Genomic DNA, 19,369 nt, shown 5'->3' with positions numbered 1-19,369 from the left:
AGAAGGGGGATCTCTTATGCAACAAGATCGATTATGGAATGAATGGCATCCGGTATGTAAGGCAGAAGAATTGCTTGATGATCCGAAGCAGGTATATGTACTAGGTGAACGTGTTGCCATCTTCCGCAACGAAAAAGGTGTTCATGCTTTTAAGGACTTATGTATCCATAGAGGAGCAGCTTTATCACTTGGTAAAGTGGTAAATGGAAACTTGAGATGTGCCTACCATGCCTGGGAATTTGGCTGTTCAGGAGCTTGTGTGAGCATTCCTGCTCTGCCGAAGGGGCGTCCAATTCCGCCTAAAGCAAAAGCAACGGTTTACAAATGCCAGGAACACCTAGGGCTGATTTGGGTTAACTTGGATGATGATCCAGCACCGCTCGTTTCCTACCCTGAATATCATCAGGATAGCTATCATACAGCCATTTGCGGACCTTATGAAGTAAAAGCCAATGCACCTAGAATCATTGAAAACTTCCTTGATGTTTCCCATCTTATGTTCGTTCATGAGGGATTGCTTGGAGATGAAGACCATGCTGAGGTAGCGGATTATACTGTAGAATTTCTGGATAATCGTATTATTACAAGTGAAATTCCTGTTTACCAGCCGAATTCCGACGGCCGTTCAAAGGGTGGCTATGCAAACTATGTATATGAAATTCTAAATCCAAAAACAGTTCGCTTTACGAAAACGACAGATGATAATGATGAGGAATTTACCATTTTGCTTGCTGTTAACCAAATGGAAAAAGAGAAATCTCAGGCGTTTATGCTATTGACGAGAAACTATGACTTAGATAAGCCGGATGAACCTTTTATCGAGTTTCAGGATATCATTTTTAACCAGGATTTAGACATTGTAGAAAGTCAAAAGCCTGAGCTGCTTCCATTAGACCTTCAAGCTGAAATGCACCTGAAGTCTGATGCGCTTACGATTGCCTATCGCAAATGGCTGCAGGAGCTTGGGGTGGAAAACGGTACCTCACTAATGGAAAAAGCACCACAATTATAGTCGATTAAATATATTTATGACTGTAAAGCTATAAAAAGAAGCCTATTCAAGAAGTAAATTGTACCCTTTGTAAAGGACATTTTAAAAAAGCCTAAGCTACTTCTAAAAGATGATCTCTGTATTGAACAGGGGTCATCTTTTTTCGGTTCCATTGATATCTATGGTGGTTATAGTAAGTCATGTATTGCTTAATTTCCTTTTGTACTTCCTCTAGTGTCAGGCAGGATTTAATAGAGGTTTCGTCTTTCAGGTGTCCAAAGAAAGATTCAATGGGGGCGTTATCCCAACAGTTACCCCTTCGGGACATTGATTGCCTGATTCCAAGTCTTTTAATCATTTTCTGAAAGTGAGGATGGGTATAGTGAACCCCTTGATCCGAATGGATGAGTGAATCTTTATGTTTTTTAAACCTTTTGTTTTTCTTTAGCTTTTTGATGGTATCTGTGGCTAATTCAATAGTCATTCTGTCAGACACATTGTAAGCAAGAGCTTCCCCGCTGGAGCCATCTAATATCATTGATAAATACGCTCTGGAACTTTTTCCATAGTTCAAATAGGTGATGTCTGTTAACAGCACTTTCCCTGGTTTACCCTGATTGAATTGGCGCTTCAGGAGGTTAGGGACCACTGAATGTTCCTGGGTGGCCTTCATAAGACGCCTATATGGATTCGCCCTCCGGAAGGGGCAAACGATGTTATACTTCTTCATGATTCTTCGAATTCTTTTTAAGTTAAAGACAATCTTAAATTGACCCGCCAAAGTCATTTTAATTTGACGCGCCCCTTTCTTTCGATTCTTATGACGGAATGCTTTCAAGATGATTTCTTTCAGTTCTTCATCCCTTTCTTCCCGTTGTTTTCTATGCTCTTGAGACTCGGGAGAGTAGTATTTATAATAGGCACTTCTGGAAATTCCTGCGACCCCACAAAGGTATCTCACCATTTTTTTGAGCTTATATTTCTCTATTACGGAACGAATGAGAATGAACTTTTGACTTGGAGAGAGGACTACTTCTTTAGCCCCCTTTCCGCGAATCGAATCTTTTTTAGAAGTTCATTTTCCGCCTTAAGCAGGTTGATTTGTGCTTCTAGTCGAGCATTCTTATCCTCAAGGGATAACTCCCGTTCTCTAGGTCTCCCGGAATTGCCCTTCCTTGTATCACTGAGCCCCAAAACTCCGTTCATTTTAAAAGCAGCATTCCATCTCTTACTAGCGGCATGAATACGTGTCATACCAATTATATTTGTATCAAATCCAGCCTCTTCAAAGATCTGTCTAGAGAATTTGCCGCTCTCCTTCTCAGCGATAAATAGGCGTTTAAATTCATCTGTGTAGGTAATTCCCTTAGGACTTACAGCTTTCACAAAAGGATTAATAGATAATTGTTTGATTTCTTTCTCTGTAAATGTTTTTTTACTCATGATGTTTTCCCCGATTTCTACTAGTTGTCTATTTGTCATTATACAAAAAAATACCCTATAGGTAGACTTTTTTAAAGTGTCTACTCTATAGGGTACATTTTAAAGCTCAATACTTGAATAGGCTTTTCTTTTACTAAAAGAGTTCTAAGCTAGCCGTGCTCGCTGGAGTAGCGCCGCTAAGAGTTCCGTCTGTCCAAATAGGTATACAAGAAATTCTTTTGGATAATAGCTGGAAAATTAATAGAATTGGAGGATCTGGTGATATAATTGAGTACAATCTATTAGAAATTTACATATCTATTTACGTACCAGGAAGGAGTTTTATAAATGAATCCACCACTGCAAATGGGAGCAAATACAGCATTAACCTCTCCAAAAGGAACTGTAACAGTCAGCCATGACGTTTCAAATACCATTGATGTTTCGTTGACGGCTTTTCTTTTAACAGGTACTGACAAGGTACAGGGAGACAGCGGCATTATTTTTTATAATCAGCCAAAAGCTCCTTCTGGTGCTGCGACGTTTATACCAGCTATGATTGCTGGACAAACAAAAGTACATAAAATGGACTTTGACATGAGTAAAGTTCCCGCTGGCATTGTGAAAATAGCCATTACATTGACAGAGGATCATCATACAGGTTTTTCAAATGTAAAAAACTTAAAGGCAGAGATCCGTACCGATCAAGAAGTGATTCAATTGATTCCATCTAGTTTTACAACGGAAAATGGTATTGTCGTACTCGAAATATATGTAAGAAATGGCCAGACAAAGGCAAAATCAGTATGGCGGGGGTTTAATTCTGGTCTTGAAGGTTTATGTGAAAACTTCGGCGTAGAAGTTGAAGAGGAGGAGGAAATGATCCCTTCTAAGCCTAAAATATCACCATCAGAACCGCAGAGCAAGAGCAGTAAAAGTGCTTTTTCTTCGATCAGCCTGGAAAAGGTAACAGGCAATATCAGTCTTGATAAAGGCCAAAAACCCGTGATTATTGAAAAGACACCGGAAATCACCGCGACAGTTTCTTGGAAGACAGGTACAGATTATGATATTTATGCTTTAGTTTATACAAAGAATGGGAGACAAATAGATGTAGCCATGTTTGGAGCACAAGGCACACCGCCTCTTAGCCGCTATGGCAATGGAGCTGTTGAACATATGGGCGATGTTGGGAGAAACAGCGGTTCAACGAAGACAGAGATCATTAAATTAAGACTGACAAATGATATTCTCGCCGTTGTTCCTGTTGTTTACTCTGCACAGTCAAATGGAACGGGTTCATTTTATCGATATAAGGTGTCTATGAGTATCGATAATCATAAAGGAACTTCCGTTACGATATCTTCCAAAAATGCGAATAACAATGATCGGATCTATACGTGTGTTCCTGGAATACTTCACAATACAGATGATGGCATCATGATCAGTCCGCTGGAGTATTATAGTAAACCGAATTCAGAGAACCGGCCAAGACTACAAATGGGCCCATTAAATTTAGTAGAGGTACTTATGGACCAAGGTCCAGTAAATGATTACAAGTAGGTAAGCAGCTTGGATAAAATAGGTATAAAAAGAAGTTGGGTCATAAGTATTTGACATACAAAGAACCGAGTGGTTAGGAAGGTCATCTTTCTAATTATTCGGTTTTTTATTTTATTAACATGAGTGAAATGGAGCGGAGGACTCTCGACTCCTGTGGGCAATAGAGGAAAGGGTGAGACCCCGCAGGAGCGCGCTACGAGGAGGCTCAGCTTCCTCCCCACGGAAAGCGAGGGTTCGCAGCGCAGGTGGAACGGACTAGTTTAAATACCTAAAATAAGATGTTGAATATGGTATTAGAATGATTAATTTCATTTTGTCCGGGCCTCTTTTTCGAAATTGTGAGTAATTCATTAATTATGCCGTCTCTATTTAATTATGCTTGTTTCATAAAGAAGTAACATAATTAACAATTATTAACAAAACCTTTACAGGAACTGCCTTTTTTAAGAGGGGACAGGTTTGTTACATTGTAAAGTGAATATTTTATTCAAGATCTCAGAATGACTAATAAAATGGTTTAAAGGTTCTTTGTTTTAACTCTGCAATTAAGATTACACTCTTTTTTTTTGGCTTTTAATATCCAATCCAAGTTCAGAAAAAGGAGATGGTCTATGGTCTTATAGTCTGCATCATTTTATTCGTTTTTATTTAACTCTTTATAAATAGTGGGGATGTATATGCCCGTTTTAGATAAAAATTAGATGTAGAAATGAAATAGTAAAAAACATGACTAACAGGCACATATTCAAAAATGCGGGGTGGACCATGGTCAAAGATCTATTAGAAATTGTAAGTCAGTTTATTTTCTTTTTGGGAATCGTGTTTACACTGTTATTTTTATATAAAGTTTTCTACATATTTGTTGCGTTTAAAGCAAGAAGGGATCATTCTCAAGAAGAGAAAGAAGTCCCGCTCAATAAATATGCATTTCTAATACCGGCTCGAAATGAAGAACTTGTCATTGGACAACTGATTCAAAGCATTAAAAATCAGAATTACCCGAAAGAATTGTATGATATTTATGTATGTGCCGATAATTGTACAGATCAAACAGCTAAGATTGCCAGACAAGCAGGGGCCATCGTAACGGAACGCTTTAATAAAGAAGTGGTTGGGAAGGGCTATGCACTCAATCATCTGCTGAACATTATTAAAAGGGATTACTCTTCTAAAAGCTATGATGGGTATTTTGTTTTCGATGCTGACAATCTTCTAGATGAGAATTATATCCAAGAAATGAATAAAACCTTTAATCAGGGATACCGAGTCACAACTAGTTACCGGAATTCAAAGAATTATGATGAAAATTGGATTACATCTGGGTACGCACTTTGGTTTTTATATGAAGCAGAATTCCTAAATCGCCCAAGGATGTATCTGAAGACAAGCTGTGCTGTTTCCGGAACAGGTTTTTTAATCCATTCAGATGTGATCAAAGAAAATGGCGGCTGGGTCCACCATCTTTTAACCGAAGATATCGAGTTTACTGTCGCACAGATTATCAAAGGAGAAAAGATCGGCTACTGCGGGAAAGCTGTTTTCTATGATGAGCAGCCATCGATCTTCAGTGAGTCCTGGAAGCAGAGGCTTCGCTGGGCAAAAGGGTTTTACCAAGTATTCATGAGGTATGGCAAGGATCTGATGAATGGAATCATTCGCGGGAAAGGCAACAGAGTTTCCTGTTTCGATATGATGATGACGCTTGCGCCCATCATTATTGTTTCCGTTCTTAGTCTTGCCGGGAATATAGTTGTCCTGCTTCTTGCCTTATTAGAAGGAGAAGGACTATTCAATGAATATGTGTTCAGAGGAGCTGGCGGGATCCTGTCAATCTATGTATTTCTATTCTCCTTTGGATTCATTACAACAACTATGGAGTGGAATAAAATACGCTGTTCCAACTGGAAGAAAATCTTCTATATGTTCACATTCCCGCTCTTTATGTTCACCTACCTGCCAATATCCTTAGTAGCATTATTTAAGAAGATTGAATGGAAGCCAATTCAGCACACTGTTGTTAAATCGATAGATGACCTGCGCTAGCATGTCCGCAGCGTATGAATGCATTTTAGGCGGATGGAAGTAAAAAGCGGCTAATATGCCCGAACAAGTAGCAGATACTTTTCATCTGTCTAATTGTTCGGTTTTTTTTTGTAATTGAGAAACTAATTCTGAAAAATCACCACTTCGGTAGAAAATACCTATCTTAATAATGTTATATTCCCCCAAAAGCCTCAGAAACCATATCTTTCCTAAATCGTACATAAACTAGTAGAATTTTCTAGAGGAGGATAAAAGATGGGTTTGATAAAAAGAAGTGGCATATTTGTTTTATTCATTTTATCATTAGCGGTTATGACAGCATGTGCGAACGAACAAGCACAAAATGAGGATACAAAATCTGCTGCTGCACCTGCCGCGGAGGAATCTGAGGAAGAAAAAATTCCTGCTGCCGCAAGAACAGTGGAAGAAATGGTAGAACAAAAAGCTGGCACATTGGTAGAGGAACATATGGATCCAGAGCTGGAAACTCTGCAGAGCTGGGATCGGCAGCAATATCTTGATTTTATTCAAGAAACATTCAAGCCAATTGTCGAGGAAGAACTTAAAACTTATTTTACAGAGAATAAAAGCCTAAGCAGTGAAGAGGTTTATGATTACCTTGTACATACACTTGGTTCAGGAAATTATAAAAAATATTATGAGGAATTAGCTTCGTATGATCACGGATTTAGGATGCCTGAATTGCCGGATGGTGAGGATGAGGTGACAACGAAGCAAAAGAAGGTAAATGCATTAGTATTATTAGATGCGAGCGGCAGTATGAAAGAAGCTTTAGAAGGCAAGACGAAAATGGATTTGGCAAAAGCAGCAATTGAGGGTTTTGTAGAGCAAATTCCTGAGGAAGCAAATGTTTCGCTGATATCATACGGACATGTCGGAACAGAAGCTAATTCCGATCAGGCAAAATCATGTGCAGCTGTAGAAACGGTATACCCGTTAGCAGCATACCAAAAGGAAAATTTCACAAATTCGCTTCGTTCATTTGAGGCAAGCGGCTGGACTCCATTAGCTGGAGCGATTCAAAAAGCCGGAGAAATTTTACAGGCTTACCCATCAGAAGAATATTATAACCAAGTTTATATTGTAAGTGATGGAGTAGAGACATGTAATGGAGATCCTGTTGCAGCAGCAAAAGAGCTTCAGAATCAAAATATTAAAGCAAAGGTCAATATTATTGGATTTAATGTAGATAACGAAGGCCAGCAGCAGCTAAAGCAGGTTGCAGATTCTGGCGGAGGAGAATATGTCACTGTAGATAATCCGGCTGAGCTTGAAATTGAAATGACGAAGAAATGGGAGCCTACTCTAGGGCAAATCTGGTGGACACAAGGTGTGACATTAAATGAAACAGTTGAGGCAATGGAACGAATGAATGACACTTATAATCCACTCTATTTTGCCTCCGAATCAGAAATGAATCGAATTAAAGATGCTATTCGCTTCTTAAGTAATGAAGAACTCATTTCTGTTGAAGTAAAGGATGAAGTTAATGAATTAGCAGATTCTTTATATGATTCAAGGAAAGAGCACTTTTCAGAGTTGAAAGAAACCAAAGAAGCAGAGAGAGAACAAGCACATGAAGAAATAACCACAAAGGTTGAGGAATGGCGTAAACAATGGCAGTAAGATGATCTATGAAGATTAGGTCTGGTCGCATTAATAGCAGCCAGGCCGTCTTCTCGATAAGATAGGTTGAGGGAGAGGGAAATCGCTTATGGGCACACAGCTAAAAAAGAAAGCAAAAAAACGTACTTCAGGCAGTGATAAAAGAGAAACGATTGCTGGTGGAATTGCGATCATCAGTACTTGTTTCTTTCTTCTCACACTCATTTTATGGGGAGTATCTGAGCTAATAGATGAACATTTTATAGTGTCTGAAATGTTGGGTGCATATAGTGTAGCAAGCTTGTTTCTTTGCTTTAGTATAATGTTTATTGCCCTTTTCGTTGGCATTAAAGGCAGTTGGTTTGGGAGGATTGTCTGTCTGTTAGTTGCAGGTTTTACAGCGTCAGGCGCTTATTCTTTTATGGAAACATCTGCCCTTCTTTATAAAGATAAAGCGGCCTATGAAAACAAGCAGTTTGAAACACTAGTAATGATTCCAACTGGAACAGAATTTGACGACCCAGACTATGGAAGAGAATACCTCATGGAGTTGGAATTCAATGAACTGATCTTAGACGTTTATTCTCTTGATATCTCAAGGACCTATTATCATGAAAACTTATCAGGAAGACAGCTTGAGATTGATTATCTTCCCAATAGCCGGTATGCAGTTAGTGTTAGGGAGTATCAGGAGTAAAGAAGGAGATCCAGCAGGTTTGCTGAGTAGACGTGCCTGCTCCCCGGGGAAATGAGTGTCCTGGCGCAATGGAGCAAACAGCATAATATGTTTTTTGTCTCCGAGCGCTGTCCCAGTCTCATTGTTTAATAAAGAGCCTTAATTCATACATTCCGCCAATTCAATAACTTGCTCACATGAAACAAGCGGCAGGGAAATGCTTACAACTGTTCCTTTTCCGACTGTGCTTGTTATATCCATCGTTCCATTATGTGCTTCAATAATTTTAAGACTGGTCATCATTCCTAACCCGGTGCCCTTTTGTTTCGTTGTATAAAAAGGGAGACCAATATTTCGGAGTATCTCTTCTGGAATGCCATCTCCCTCATCAGCAATGGAAATAAATAAGGTTTGCTCATCATTTACTTTCATATTGATTAAAACCTCGCCGCCGCTTTGCATTGATTCCAGTGCATTTTTAATTAGATTAATAAATACTTGCTTTAATTGATTTGCAATACAGTGTACTGGAGGAATTTCCTTATCATTTACTACCTTTATCTCAACATTGTGTATTAATGCTTGTGACCCTAACAGTGTCGTTACATTTTGAATAATTTCTTCTATATTCTCAAGTTTAAACTGATGGGCCTGTGGTTTTGCCAGCAGTAGTAATTCTCCGGTAATCAGTTCAATCCTTTCCATTTCACTCGACATTACCTCTAAATAACTGTCTTTAATACTTCCTTCTGATGCTTTCATTAATTGTAAAAAGCCCTTTAGCGCAGTTAGCGGATTGCGAATTTCATGCGCAATTGATGCAGAGAGCTGTCCTACTGCTGAAAGTTTTTCTGATTTTAGAAGTTTTTGTTCTGTAAGCTTTCGCTCTGTGATATTTTTGGCAATCCCGTAGACGCCAATTACCTCCTGATCAACGATAATGGGCATATTTGTTACACTTAGATAGACTATATCACCATTCTTATGTAAACACTTAACTTCATAGTTTTGAGTGGTACCGCTAGCAGCTCTTTTGTAGTATTCCAAGGTTTTGTCCACATCTTCCCGGGCAACAAGAGGCAAAAAGGTCTTATGCAGCAGCTCTTGTTCACTGTATCCCAGCATCTTTACCATCGCAGTGTTTACACTAAGGTAATTACCATTTAAATCAAAAGAAAATACAGCATTGGGATTATGCTCGAATAGTGATTTATAATGCTGCTCATTCTTTGATGCTTTCTTTTTCTCTGCCGTTATATCCTGAAAATAAACGGAGAGCCCATTGTCAGATGGATACGCGCGAACACTAAACCATGCATTAAGAGGTGGAAAGTAGGCTTCAAAATTTACAAATACCTGCTCATTAACAGCTTTATGATATTGCTTATAAAAAAGTAAGTCTACGGCTTCCGGAAATTCAACCCATATATTCTTGCCAACCAGATTATCACGGCTGCGGAATAAAAGGCGAGTTGCATTTTCATTCACATAAGTGAAGTTCCAGTTCATATCTAATGCAAAAAAACCATCTGTAATGCGATCTAATATCTCAAGTGCATCTATTTCAACCAGATTCATAAATAGAAAAACCTCACTAATTCACTATTTTAATATTTTTTATATTAATAAAATTCTAGTAAAACTAGGAAAGTCCTTCTATCATCTAAATAATAATGAGCTAACCGCATTGAATATGATTAGCTCATCAGATCTTATATATGTCCAGAAGATCAATAGAGTTCTTCTCGACATCTTCTTATGCTTGTTTCGGCTGGGTAAGACTATTACCTTTCTCTTTATTCTCCAGCTTTTGATACACAGCAGCAATGATCATTGCTGGCACACTGCAGAGAATCATCCCGAGGAAGGCATACTGCGGCTGCACTTCATATAAATAGCCGCCGATAATCGTGAAAACAGAAGTGCTCCAGCTAAGCGCAAGTGCGGAATAGATGCCTTGTGCCTTTGGAATTTGTGCATGTGGAATATGACCAATTAAGTATTTCATAAAAGCATAATGTCCCATTGCAAAAGAGAATGCATGCAAGGTTTGTGCGATACTAAATACAATTACGTTTGGAAAAATGAAGACCAGAATCCAGCGAACCGTGGAACCAAGCGCAGATAGCAATAGCAAGGATCCGACTGAAAATTTCCTGAACGCTTTATCGGCAGTAGCAAAGAATAGAATCTCAGCTATAACCGCAATATTAATGATCAGACCAATCAGATAGACAGGTGCATGAATATCCTGCAGAAAAACATAGCCATAATTATAGTATGTGGCATGTGCTGCCTGAAGCAGAATCACAATAATCAGTACTAAGCCAAAGTTTTTAATGCGGAATAACTGAGCAAGGCTAATTTTTTGTTTTGGATTTGTTTTCGGCTTTTCTGAAAGAATACGAGGTGCATTCATAAAGCTGAGGGCTACAAAGCCAATCATCCCAAGTAAAAGTGCCCAGAGGATGACTTCATCTCCCATCATGCCTGTAAAAATGGTTAAAACAATACCAATAGAAACAAAGCCAATTGATCCCCATTGTCGGCTTCGTCCATAATGCTGAAGCTGTTTATTTTGAACTAAAACACTGGCTGCACTATCTAATGCTGGCATTAATGTGGGATAGAATAAATGAAGAACAATTGTAACAATCAATAAACCAGTAAAAGAATCAACAGGAATATAGCATAGAATGGACACCAGGGTGCCAATCCCAGATATTTGTAATAGGGCTTTACTGCTTACTTTTTCTAATAAGTATGGAAATGCAAACAATGTAGACAGGCCTCTGGCAACTAAACCGCAGCTCATAATTAAGCTTGCTTCCGAGACCGAAATTCCCTTTGTATAAATCATCCATCCTGACCAATAAGGGAGAAAAATTCCCCAAGTCAAAAAGAAACTAAAAAATTGTGTACTCATCCAGCGTTGTGTATTCATTATGAACCTCCTAACTGAATGCATGATATCATGGAAAGAAAGTTGATTAATATGAGATATCTCATATTTTTGAGGTGAAAGATGGAAGTTTATAAAAATCAGAAGAAGCAGTTTTATGTAGACAATTATAGTATCGCTCATTTATTTTCTTTTCACGTTGAAATGGAAGTACATGAGTATGGGCGTGATGAATGGATCATTCAAGAGGGGATGAGGCCCCATTATTTATTTTATGTTCTCGAAGGAAAAGCCAAAATCTATGTCACACATCAAAATGGGAAAGTGTCGCTGATCAATTTTATTAATGAAGACGAATATATTGGGGAAATGGAATTATTAAATGATGTGTATTACACAAAAGGAATTCAGGCAACGACAAAAACGATCTGCTTTGCCATACCCTATCATCGCTACCGGAATCAACTGCTGGATGATAATAAATTCCTGCGTGAATTAACCAAGTTTTTAAGTTTAAAAGCCACTTTTATGGCCGCAAAGTATTCTCAAAGTCTTGCTTTTCCGCTGGAAAATAGGTTGGCTGATTTTATCCTGCAGACAGCAGATGAAGGACTCTATAAGGAGAAGCACGTAACCGTTTGTGATTATCTTGGCGTATCCTATCGCCACCTCTTACACGTGCTGACACAGTTCAGTGAGAAGCAGTTTTTGCAAAAAGAAGGGAGGAACTACAGGATTATACAACCTCAGTCATTACATGAATTGGCAGGGGCATTGAGAAATGGATAGCAGAGATAAACTTAGGGACATAGGTTAATCCTATGTCCCTTCAAGTTAAGCGATGATTGGATCAGTTGCAGATAGCAATTTAAGCTGTTCCATTGCATAGGAAAATCCATCTTCATCATTCGTTTTTGTAATAATGTCTGCCGCGTTTTGAATGGCAAGCGGAGCGTTCCCCATGGCGATTGAAGTGGTTGCTACTTCAAATTGTGCAAGATCATTTCCGCCATCTCCAATGGCGATAATCTCTTCAAATTCGATATTCATTAAATTTTGATATCGAAAGAGTGCCTTTCCTTTATGAGCTTCACCAGAGGTGATTTCTAAGTTATTGGGAAAAGAAGATGCCATTGAAACATCGAAATGGGGTCCTAACGCTGCCTTCATTTCTTCTATTTTTTCTAATTGCCCATTATAAACAAGCGCAATCATTTTATAAATTTTAACATCCTCTTGCTCTAGAAGTTTATCATAATCGTATTCCTGAAAAAGAGTCGTCAGTTCATCCACGCTTTTTCCATGTAATGGAGGCAATGTGGACGGGTGTCCGCCGGTATTTGTATAAACAAGGATGCCTACACCTAGCTTTTTCAGGACAGTGAAGATTTCCTGATATGTTTTAATAGGGATGGTTGCTTCATATAGCAATTCACCTGTGCTTGAATATAAGGTGGAGCCATTAATACAGAATGTAGGCAGTTCTAAGCTTGCAATGCCTGGTACTTTGATGACATCTGCAATAGCGCGGCCGGTATTTAAAATGACACAATGTCCTTGATTTTTAAGTTCTTGTAATGTTTTAAGACTTGTTTCGGTGATTTCATGCTGAGAATTTAACAAAGTGCCGTCTAAATCGATTGAGATACATTTCATCGTTAAATCTCCTTTCTGCATTATAAGGTCGATACCTATTATTATTACATAGTTAGACTGAAAAATATATGATGTAGAAGCAACTGGAAAAGAGTGCTTTAAATACAAAATAAGATTGAAAAAAGGCTAGGACAAAACGAAATTAACCTTTCTAAAATACGAACATTCAATAAGTTGGTTAGGTGTTTAAACAAGTCCGTTCCATTGCGCTGCAGACCCTTGCTTTCCGTGGGGAGGAAGCTGAGCCCTCGGAGCAAGCTCCTGCGGGGTCTCACCCTTTCCTCTATTGCCCACAGGAGTCGAGTGTCCTCCGCTCCATTTCACTCATGTTAATAAAATATATATTATAATCATAAAAAAACCGAATGATTAGAAAGATGACTTCCTAACCATACGGTTCTATGAGAGTGTTAAATACTTATGTCCCAGCCTCTAGCTGCTACTTGTGCCTTCTCGATTTGATCAATCGGCAGGATTCACTTAAGCAAATGCATCAAAGCCTAAAGAGGCAAAGAGAAACACAGTCATCACACATCCAGCTGCGATCGCTTTCCCTCTGCGTTCCGGACCTGCGGATTTAAGTGTGTATCTGAAGTAAAGAATGGCACCAGCTGCAAGTAAGAGAAATTCCAGCAGGAGAGTGGCTGTGACTGATTCCCAAACTCCAAATCCCATCAGCGGGAAATTACCTGCATTTCCGGGGAGGATCGGTAAATCCGGACGGTGGACGATTAAATCGAGTATCCAGTGACTGAAGACAACACTCCCCATAATAAATCCTGATTTTTTACCCCAAAAGATCTTGGCTAGAAAGGCTGCTATGATCGAGATGAACAGTGCGCCGATAAATGAGTGTGTGTAAAAAGCATATACCATTATGTTGGAGTAGCCTCCATCGCCTATTGGCTCAATAGATTCTAATCCGGCTAATTCAAAAGGAATATATACAAGATCAAGCAATTGTGTGCCAACTAACAAAGACCAAAGCGGCAGTTCAGGTGTTTTGCTTTTAACGGCAGCGGCAACACCAAAATGACCTGCAAACATGGTGACAGCCTCCTTAAGAAATGTACAATTCATGTAATTTCAGTTTAGCTGTTCACTGTAGCAAGTGTTTTAAATGAATATGAAGTTTTGTAAATTTTTAAAATAGTGATATTTCACAAGCATAATTCATATATATAGCATTCACAAAAGAGCAGTGAAGACAAATAAAAAACCCGCTTTACTTAAATAGTAGAGCGGGTTTCAAATTAATTTCGAATCATATAATCAAAGGCACCTAATGCAGCAGTTGCACCTGATCCCATTGAAATAATAATTTGGTTATAAGCGCTGTCTGTGCAATCTCCCGCAGCAAATACGCCAGGGATTGTTGTTGTTCCGCGCTTGTCAACGATGATTTCACCGATGCGGTTGCGCTCAACAGTGCCTTCAAGCCATTCAGTGTTTGGCACAAGACCGATTTGGACAAATACACCTTGAAGTTCAACATGGTGTTCTTCGTTTGTTTCACGGTCTGTGTACGTAATGCCAGTCACATTATCAGTACCAGTAATCTCTTTCGTTGCAGCGTTAGTGACAACTGTCACGTTTGGCAGGCTATTCAAGCGCTCTTGAAGTACGCTGTCTGCTTTTAATTCAGATGCGAACTCAAGAACTGTGACATGTTTCACAATCCCAGCCAGATCAATAGCTGCTTCAATACCAGAGTTACCGCCGCCGATTACGGCTACGTCTTTACCGGCAAATAATGGTCCATCACAGTGTGGGCAGTATGCTACACCTTTGTTTTTAAGCTCTTGTTCACCAGGAACATTAATATTGCGCCAGCGGGCACCAGTTGAAATGATCACGGTCTTACTCTTAAGAACAGCTCCGTTTTCAAGTTCAAGTTCAAACAGGTCTTTCTTTTCAAGACGCTTTGCACGCTGTAAGTCCATGACATCAATATCATACTCTTTTACATGCTCTTCAAGCGCTTGTGCAAGTTTTGGACCTTCTGTTGCTTTTACGCTGATGAAGTTTTCGATGCTTAAAGTGTCAAGAATTTGTCCGCCAAAGCGTTCCGCAACGATACCTGTACGGATTCCTTTACGAGCAGAATAAATAGCAGCACTTGAACCAGCTGGTCCGCCGCCGACAACTAAAACATCATATGGGTCTTTATCTGCAAAGTCATCAGCACTTAAGCCTTCGCCTAATTTCGCTAAGATTTCCTGCAGTGAAATACGTCCGCCATTCCAGAACTCTCCATTTAAGAAGACAGCTGGTACTGCCATAACGTTTTTGCTTTCAACTTCTTCTTTAAAAGCAGCTCCATCAATCATTGTGTGCGTAATATTTGGATTAAGTACGCTCATGATATTTAGTGCCTGTACAACATCAGGGCAATTGTGGCATGTTAAGCTAACATATGTTTCAAAGTTATACTTGCCATCAATTTTTTTGATTTGGTCAATGACGCTTTGCTCTACCTTTGGAGCGCGGCCGCTGACCTGAAGCAATGCTAATACTAAAGAAGTAAACTCGTGTCCTAAAGGAATCCCAGCAAACGTTACGCCAGTTTCCTCGCCAGCACGGTTTATGCTAAAGCTGGGTGTTCTATATAATTCTGCTCTTTCGACAGTGATTTTAGATGACATGGAAGCTAGCTCATCAACAAGAGCTAGCATTTCCTTTGAAACGTCATCTGTACCTGCACTGACTTTAAGCAGAATGTCATTTTCTAAAAGCTGAAGATATTGATTTAATTGTGACTTGATTTCTGCATCCAGTGCCATTGTTTAAGCCTCCTTAGATTTTACCAACAAGGTCAAGGCTTGGCTTAAGTGTTTCGCTGCCTTCTTGCCATTTAGCTGGGCAAACTTCGCCTGGATTGTTGCGAACATATTGTGCTGCTTTAATTTTGTTCACGATAGTGCTAGCGTCACGGCCAATGCCATCAGCATTAATTTCAACAGCTTGGATTACGCCGTCAGGATCAATGATGAAAGTACCGCGGTCAGCTTGTCCTAATTCTTCAACTAAAACATCAAATTGACGAGAAAGAACGTGAGCTGGGTCACCGATCATTGTGTAAGTGATTTTGCCGATTGCTTCAGAAGTATCGTGCCAAGCTTTGTGTGTGAAGTGAGAATCTCTAGATGCAGAGAATACTTCAACTCCTAGTTCTTGAAGTGCAGGGTATTGGTTTTGAAGATCTTCAAGCTCAGTTGGGCAAACGAAAGTGAAATCTGCAGGGTAGAAGCAAAGAACGCTCCAGTTGCCTTTAAAATTTTCTTCTGTTACTTCGATGAAATCACCGTTTTTGTAAGCTTGTAATGTAAATGGTTCAACTTGTTTACCGATTAATGGCATAATAAAATTCCTCCTAAGATTTAGTATGTAGATATTATAGAAAAGTTAATTCCTATAATAGATACTAATTTGTAATTATTATTATATAGGACTGATTCTCTTTGTCAACAGATTTGAGGTGGTTTTCATTTATATTAATAAAGTTGTAACAAAGATACGGAAACTAAAAGCTGGGTAATAGATGATTTTTTCATGCATGTACAGTGAGGTTGTCTGGGAAACATACCACGCCGATTAGTATAATCTAATCATTTTTGTTCTATACATTAGAATTCATAAGGTTACAGGAAAGGCTTTAATGAAAAGAGTAATGAGTTGAAGAAAAATTAAGCAGCAATAAATAGGACTGTGCACCAGGATGCTTATGATCTGTGTAAAAAAACCTTTTTGTCCGATTGTGCCTCCCTTTCTAATCTATCAATAACAGGTAAAAATGGCAAAAGAAACGATCAAACTGCAAATAGATGAACATCCAATCCTCGAATATGCTATTTTCAATTGCACTCTTTCTGTTGAAAATACAATTGCTTCTGAAAAATGCTTTGGACGGACGGTACCCTGCTCTTAGGATTTAAAGTCAGTCAGGTTAAATGAAAGTTTCTCGTAAGTGAGAGTCAAGAACATAGTGTAATCGGGATTTCATTAATGCGATGCTGCAGTGATATTATTAAGATAAAAGAATCTAGCACCAAGGAGGCTGTTCGCCTTGTACCTTTCAATTGAACTGCAAATGCTCATTCAATTAATTGAACGAGCAGCACTATTACTGATTACTCTATTTTTTATGACGCGAGTGCCGAGATTTAAAGAAATACTGCAAAGAGATCGGCATTCTCCAACAGAGCTATCAATTATCACGGTGATCTTCTGTCTATTTGCCCTATTTGGAACCTACTCAGGAATAGAAGTAGAAGGCTCTATTGTGAATATCCGGACAATTGCCATCACGGCTGGAGGGATTCTTTTCGGTCCATGGGTGGGGATTATAACAGGGATTGTCTCAGGAGTTCACCGGTATTTAATCGATATTGGGGGAGTAACCTCTATACCCTGTTTGATCACAAGTATCTTGGCTGGGGTTGTATCGGGTTATATCTATCTCTATATGAAAAAGGCCAGAAGGTGGATATATGGCATTGCAGCGGGAATGTTTTGTGAGATCTTAACGATGATCCTCATACTCATGATGGCTGAACCATATGAACTAGGGGTGGATATCGTTTCAAAGATTGCATTTCCAATGATTTTAGGACAGGGGAGCATTGGATTAATTGTGCTGATGATTGCCAGTGTGGAGGGTGAAAAGGAACGTATTGCCGCTCAGCAGTCACAATTAGCTCTTAATATTGCGAATAAAACACTTCCCTATTTTCGATCCATCAACATGGAATCTCTTCATACCATCTGTACCATTATAAAAAAAGATATTAAAGCAGATGCCGTTGCGATAACAGATACAAAAGACGTGCTATCCTATGTGGGCTATGGAGAAGAAAAATATCAGATTGGCCAAGAAATTATTAGTGATTTAACAAAAGAGACGATCCGCAGCGGGAAGATTACGATCCGAAACAATATTGCAGATCATCATACTCCGCAGATCCATTGCCTGCTGATCATTCCTTTAGAGGAAAGGGGTATTATTACGGGCACGCTGAAAATCTATTATCGTAAGGCTTATACGATCACATATACACTTCAGACAATGGCCATCGGACTTGCCCAGATTATTTCTACCTTAATGGAAGTTTCAAGGGTAGAGCAGATTAAGGAAGAGGCAAATAAAGCAGAATTAAAGGCGCTGCAGACAAAAATCAATCCTCATTTTTTATTTAACGCTCTGAATGCAATAGCTTCTACTACAAGACGTGACCCTGATAAAGCGAGAGAACTGATCATCAGCTTATCGGGCTATATGCGATATAATTTAGAAGTAGATGAAGAACTTATTGATATTGGGACAGCTCTGCAACAAGTAGAGAATTATATCAAAATAGAAAAAGCGAGGTTTGGTGAACGTCTTCAAGTTGAATACGATGTAGATGACATTCATTTAAAATTGCCAAGTTTACTGATCCAGCCATTAGTTGAAAATGCAGTTATTCATGGCATTTTAAAAAGAAAAGGACCTGGGAAAGTGACGATTTCAATTAAAGATACAGGCCGGAAAATTAGAGTGAGTGTTCGCGATACAGGGGTGGGGATTGGGCAGGACGTCATTGATCATTTATACCAAGGGACGGTTTCCTCCAAGCAAATCGGTTTATCCAATGTACATCAGCGTGTGAAATTAATTTATGGAACAGGTCTAGTCATTCAGAGGCTGGAGCCAGGAACGGAAGTTTATTTTGACATAACAAAGGAGATATCATGAGAGCCATCATTGTAGAAGATGAAATTCCGGCGAAGGACGAGCTGGAATATTTAATTGAGACGCATAGCGGGATCGACATTGTTGCTGCATTTGAAGACGGACTTGATGTATTAAAATTTTTACAAGAAGAAGAAGTGGATGCGATCTTTTTAGACATCAATATCCCTTCATTGGATGGCATGCTGCTTGCAGGGAGTATAAGCAAGTTTGCAAAAAAGCCATATATCATTTTTACTACAGCTTATAAGGAACATGCAGCACAAGCATTTGAGTTAGAGGCTTTTGATTACATATTAAAGCCATACGAGGAAAAAAGAATTGCAGCGATGTTAGCGAAGCTGGAATCAGCTTTTAAAAAGAATCAGCAGCCGCATGATGAAGTTCCTTCAGATTCAAATCGCAGAATCAACCTCCGGAAAAATGAAAATATCATCGTAACAGATGTGAATGATATTTATTACGCAGAAGCAAGTGAGAAGACGACTCTTGTTTATACTAAAACAGACGAATACAGCATGCCGATGTCTATAAGCGAATTTCATGATAAACTTCCGCAGGATATTTTCTTTAAATGTCACCGTTCGTATAGCGTAAACCTGTCTAAAATACATGAAATTGTTCCTTGGTTCAACAATACGTATATCGTCCGATTAAAAGATATAAAGGCTGAAATACCGGTCAGCAGAAGCAAATCAAAAACCTTTCGACAGATTATGCATTTGTAAATACCATTCATTCCAGATCTGAGGCATTTCA

15 protein-coding genes are annotated in these 19,369 nt (G+C 39.0%); 8 read left to right on the top strand and 7 right to left on the bottom strand.

Translation table 11 applies throughout. The features are described from left to right. The first annotated feature begins 16 nt into the window (after positions 1-16). Positions 17-1,012: an aromatic ring-hydroxylating dioxygenase subunit alpha gene (locus J1899_RS21800; protein WP_214476708.1), complete on the top strand. Its 996-nt coding sequence runs from the start codon at positions 17-19 to the stop codon at positions 1,010-1,012. A gap of 91 nt (positions 1,013-1,103) precedes the next feature. On the opposite strand, the gene J1899_RS21795 is transcribed toward J1899_RS21800, so the two are convergent. After that, positions 1,104-2,473, bottom strand: a protein-coding gene (locus J1899_RS21795) for an IS3 family transposase (RefSeq protein ID WP_214474385.1) whose coding sequence is annotated in 2 segments (ribosomal slippage) — positions 1,104-2,062 and positions 2,062-2,473 — 1,371 coding nt in all. Because the reading frame shifts where the segments join, the coding sequence is not laid out codon by codon here. Between the two features lie 288 nt (positions 2,474-2,761). On the opposite strand from J1899_RS21795, the gene J1899_RS21790 reads away from it, so the two are divergent. The 4 genes from J1899_RS21790 to J1899_RS21775 all read left to right on the top strand — a co-directional run bounded on the left by J1899_RS21790 (position 2,762) and on the right by J1899_RS21775 (position 8,342). After that, positions 2,762-3,976, top strand: a complete 1,215-nt coding sequence (locus tag J1899_RS21790; RefSeq protein WP_214476706.1) for a TerD family protein — start codon at positions 2,762-2,764, stop codon at positions 3,974-3,976. A 765-nt stretch (positions 3,977-4,741) separates the two neighbouring features. Beyond that, a complete protein-coding gene (locus J1899_RS21785) occupies positions 4,742-6,019 on the top strand; it encodes a glycosyltransferase family 2 protein (RefSeq protein ID WP_214476704.1) in 1,278 nt (425 codons plus the stop codon). A gap of 255 nt (positions 6,020-6,274) precedes the next feature. Beyond that, positions 6,275-7,666, top strand: a complete 1,392-nt coding sequence (locus J1899_RS21780; RefSeq protein ID WP_214476701.1) for a vWA domain-containing protein — start codon at positions 6,275-6,277, stop codon at positions 7,664-7,666. A gap of 88 nt (positions 7,667-7,754) precedes the next feature. Continuing rightward, on the top strand, positions 7,755-8,342 hold the full coding sequence (locus tag J1899_RS21775; protein ID WP_066442034.1) for a hypothetical protein: 588 nt from the start codon (positions 7,755-7,757) through the stop codon (positions 8,340-8,342). A gap of 138 nt (positions 8,343-8,480) precedes the next feature. Here the strand turns inward: J1899_RS21775 and J1899_RS21770 are convergent, their stop codons facing one another. Both J1899_RS21770 and J1899_RS21765 read right to left on the bottom strand, forming a co-directional pair. Then, positions 8,481-9,899, bottom strand: a complete 1,419-nt coding sequence (locus J1899_RS21770) for a PAS domain-containing sensor histidine kinase (protein ID WP_214476700.1) — start codon at positions 9,897-9,899, stop codon at positions 8,481-8,483. A gap of 178 nt (positions 9,900-10,077) precedes the next feature. Next, entirely contained in the window at positions 10,078-11,265 is a 1,188-nt protein-coding gene (locus tag J1899_RS21765) for an MFS transporter (protein WP_214476698.1), read from the bottom strand. 81 nt (positions 11,266-11,346) lie between these two features. On the opposite strand from J1899_RS21765, the gene yeiL reads away from it, so the two are divergent. Next, a complete protein-coding gene (gene yeiL, locus J1899_RS21760; RefSeq protein ID WP_214476696.1) occupies positions 11,347-12,012 on the top strand; it encodes a transcriptional regulator YeiL in 666 nt (221 codons plus the stop codon). A gap of 45 nt (positions 12,013-12,057) precedes the next feature. Here yeiL and J1899_RS21755 read toward each other — a convergent pair whose 3' ends face one another. The 4 genes from J1899_RS21755 to ahpC all read right to left on the bottom strand — a co-directional run bounded on the left by J1899_RS21755 (position 12,058) and on the right by ahpC (position 16,239). Continuing rightward, the gene (locus tag J1899_RS21755) at positions 12,058-12,879 is read right to left on the bottom strand and encodes a Cof-type HAD-IIB family hydrolase (protein ID WP_214476694.1); all 822 of its coding nucleotides are present in this window, start codon (positions 12,877-12,879) and stop codon (positions 12,058-12,060) included. 480 nt (positions 12,880-13,359) lie between these two features. Further along, the gene (locus J1899_RS21750) at positions 13,360-13,926 is read right to left on the bottom strand and encodes a permease (protein WP_214476692.1); all 567 of its coding nucleotides are present in this window, start codon (positions 13,924-13,926) and stop codon (positions 13,360-13,362) included. Between the two features lie 206 nt (positions 13,927-14,132). Continuing rightward, complete coding sequence (ahpF, locus tag J1899_RS21745; protein WP_214476690.1) at positions 14,133-15,662, bottom strand: alkyl hydroperoxide reductase subunit F; 1,530 nt, start codon at positions 15,660-15,662, stop codon at positions 14,133-14,135. Between the two features lie 13 nt (positions 15,663-15,675). Beyond that, positions 15,676-16,239 carry an alkyl hydroperoxide reductase subunit C gene (gene ahpC / locus J1899_RS21740; protein WP_151575744.1) on the bottom strand — a complete coding sequence of 188 codons (564 nt, stop codon included), beginning with the start codon at positions 16,237-16,239 and terminating at the stop codon, positions 15,676-15,678. 730 nt (positions 16,240-16,969) lie between these two features. Between ahpC and J1899_RS21735 the strand changes: the two genes are divergently transcribed. After that, positions 16,970-18,613 (top strand): sensor histidine kinase, encoded by a 1,644-nt coding sequence (locus tag J1899_RS21735; RefSeq protein ID WP_214478976.1) that lies wholly within the window; start codon positions 16,970-16,972, stop codon positions 18,611-18,613. Continuing rightward, the gene (locus tag J1899_RS21730) at positions 18,610-19,338 is read left to right on the top strand and encodes a LytR/AlgR family response regulator transcription factor (RefSeq protein ID WP_066442047.1); all 729 of its coding nucleotides are present in this window, start codon (positions 18,610-18,612) and stop codon (positions 19,336-19,338) included. The genes J1899_RS21735 and J1899_RS21730 overlap by 4 nt, the downstream gene beginning before the upstream one ends. The last annotated feature ends 31 nt before the right edge of the window (positions 19,339-19,369 follow it).

This window comes from Cytobacillus gottheilii, from assembly GCF_018582665.1.
Classification (GTDB): Bacteria; Bacillota; Bacilli; order Bacillales; family Cytobacillaceae; genus Cytobacillus; species Cytobacillus gottheilii.
This window is presented reverse-complemented; position numbering and strand designations above follow the sequence as displayed.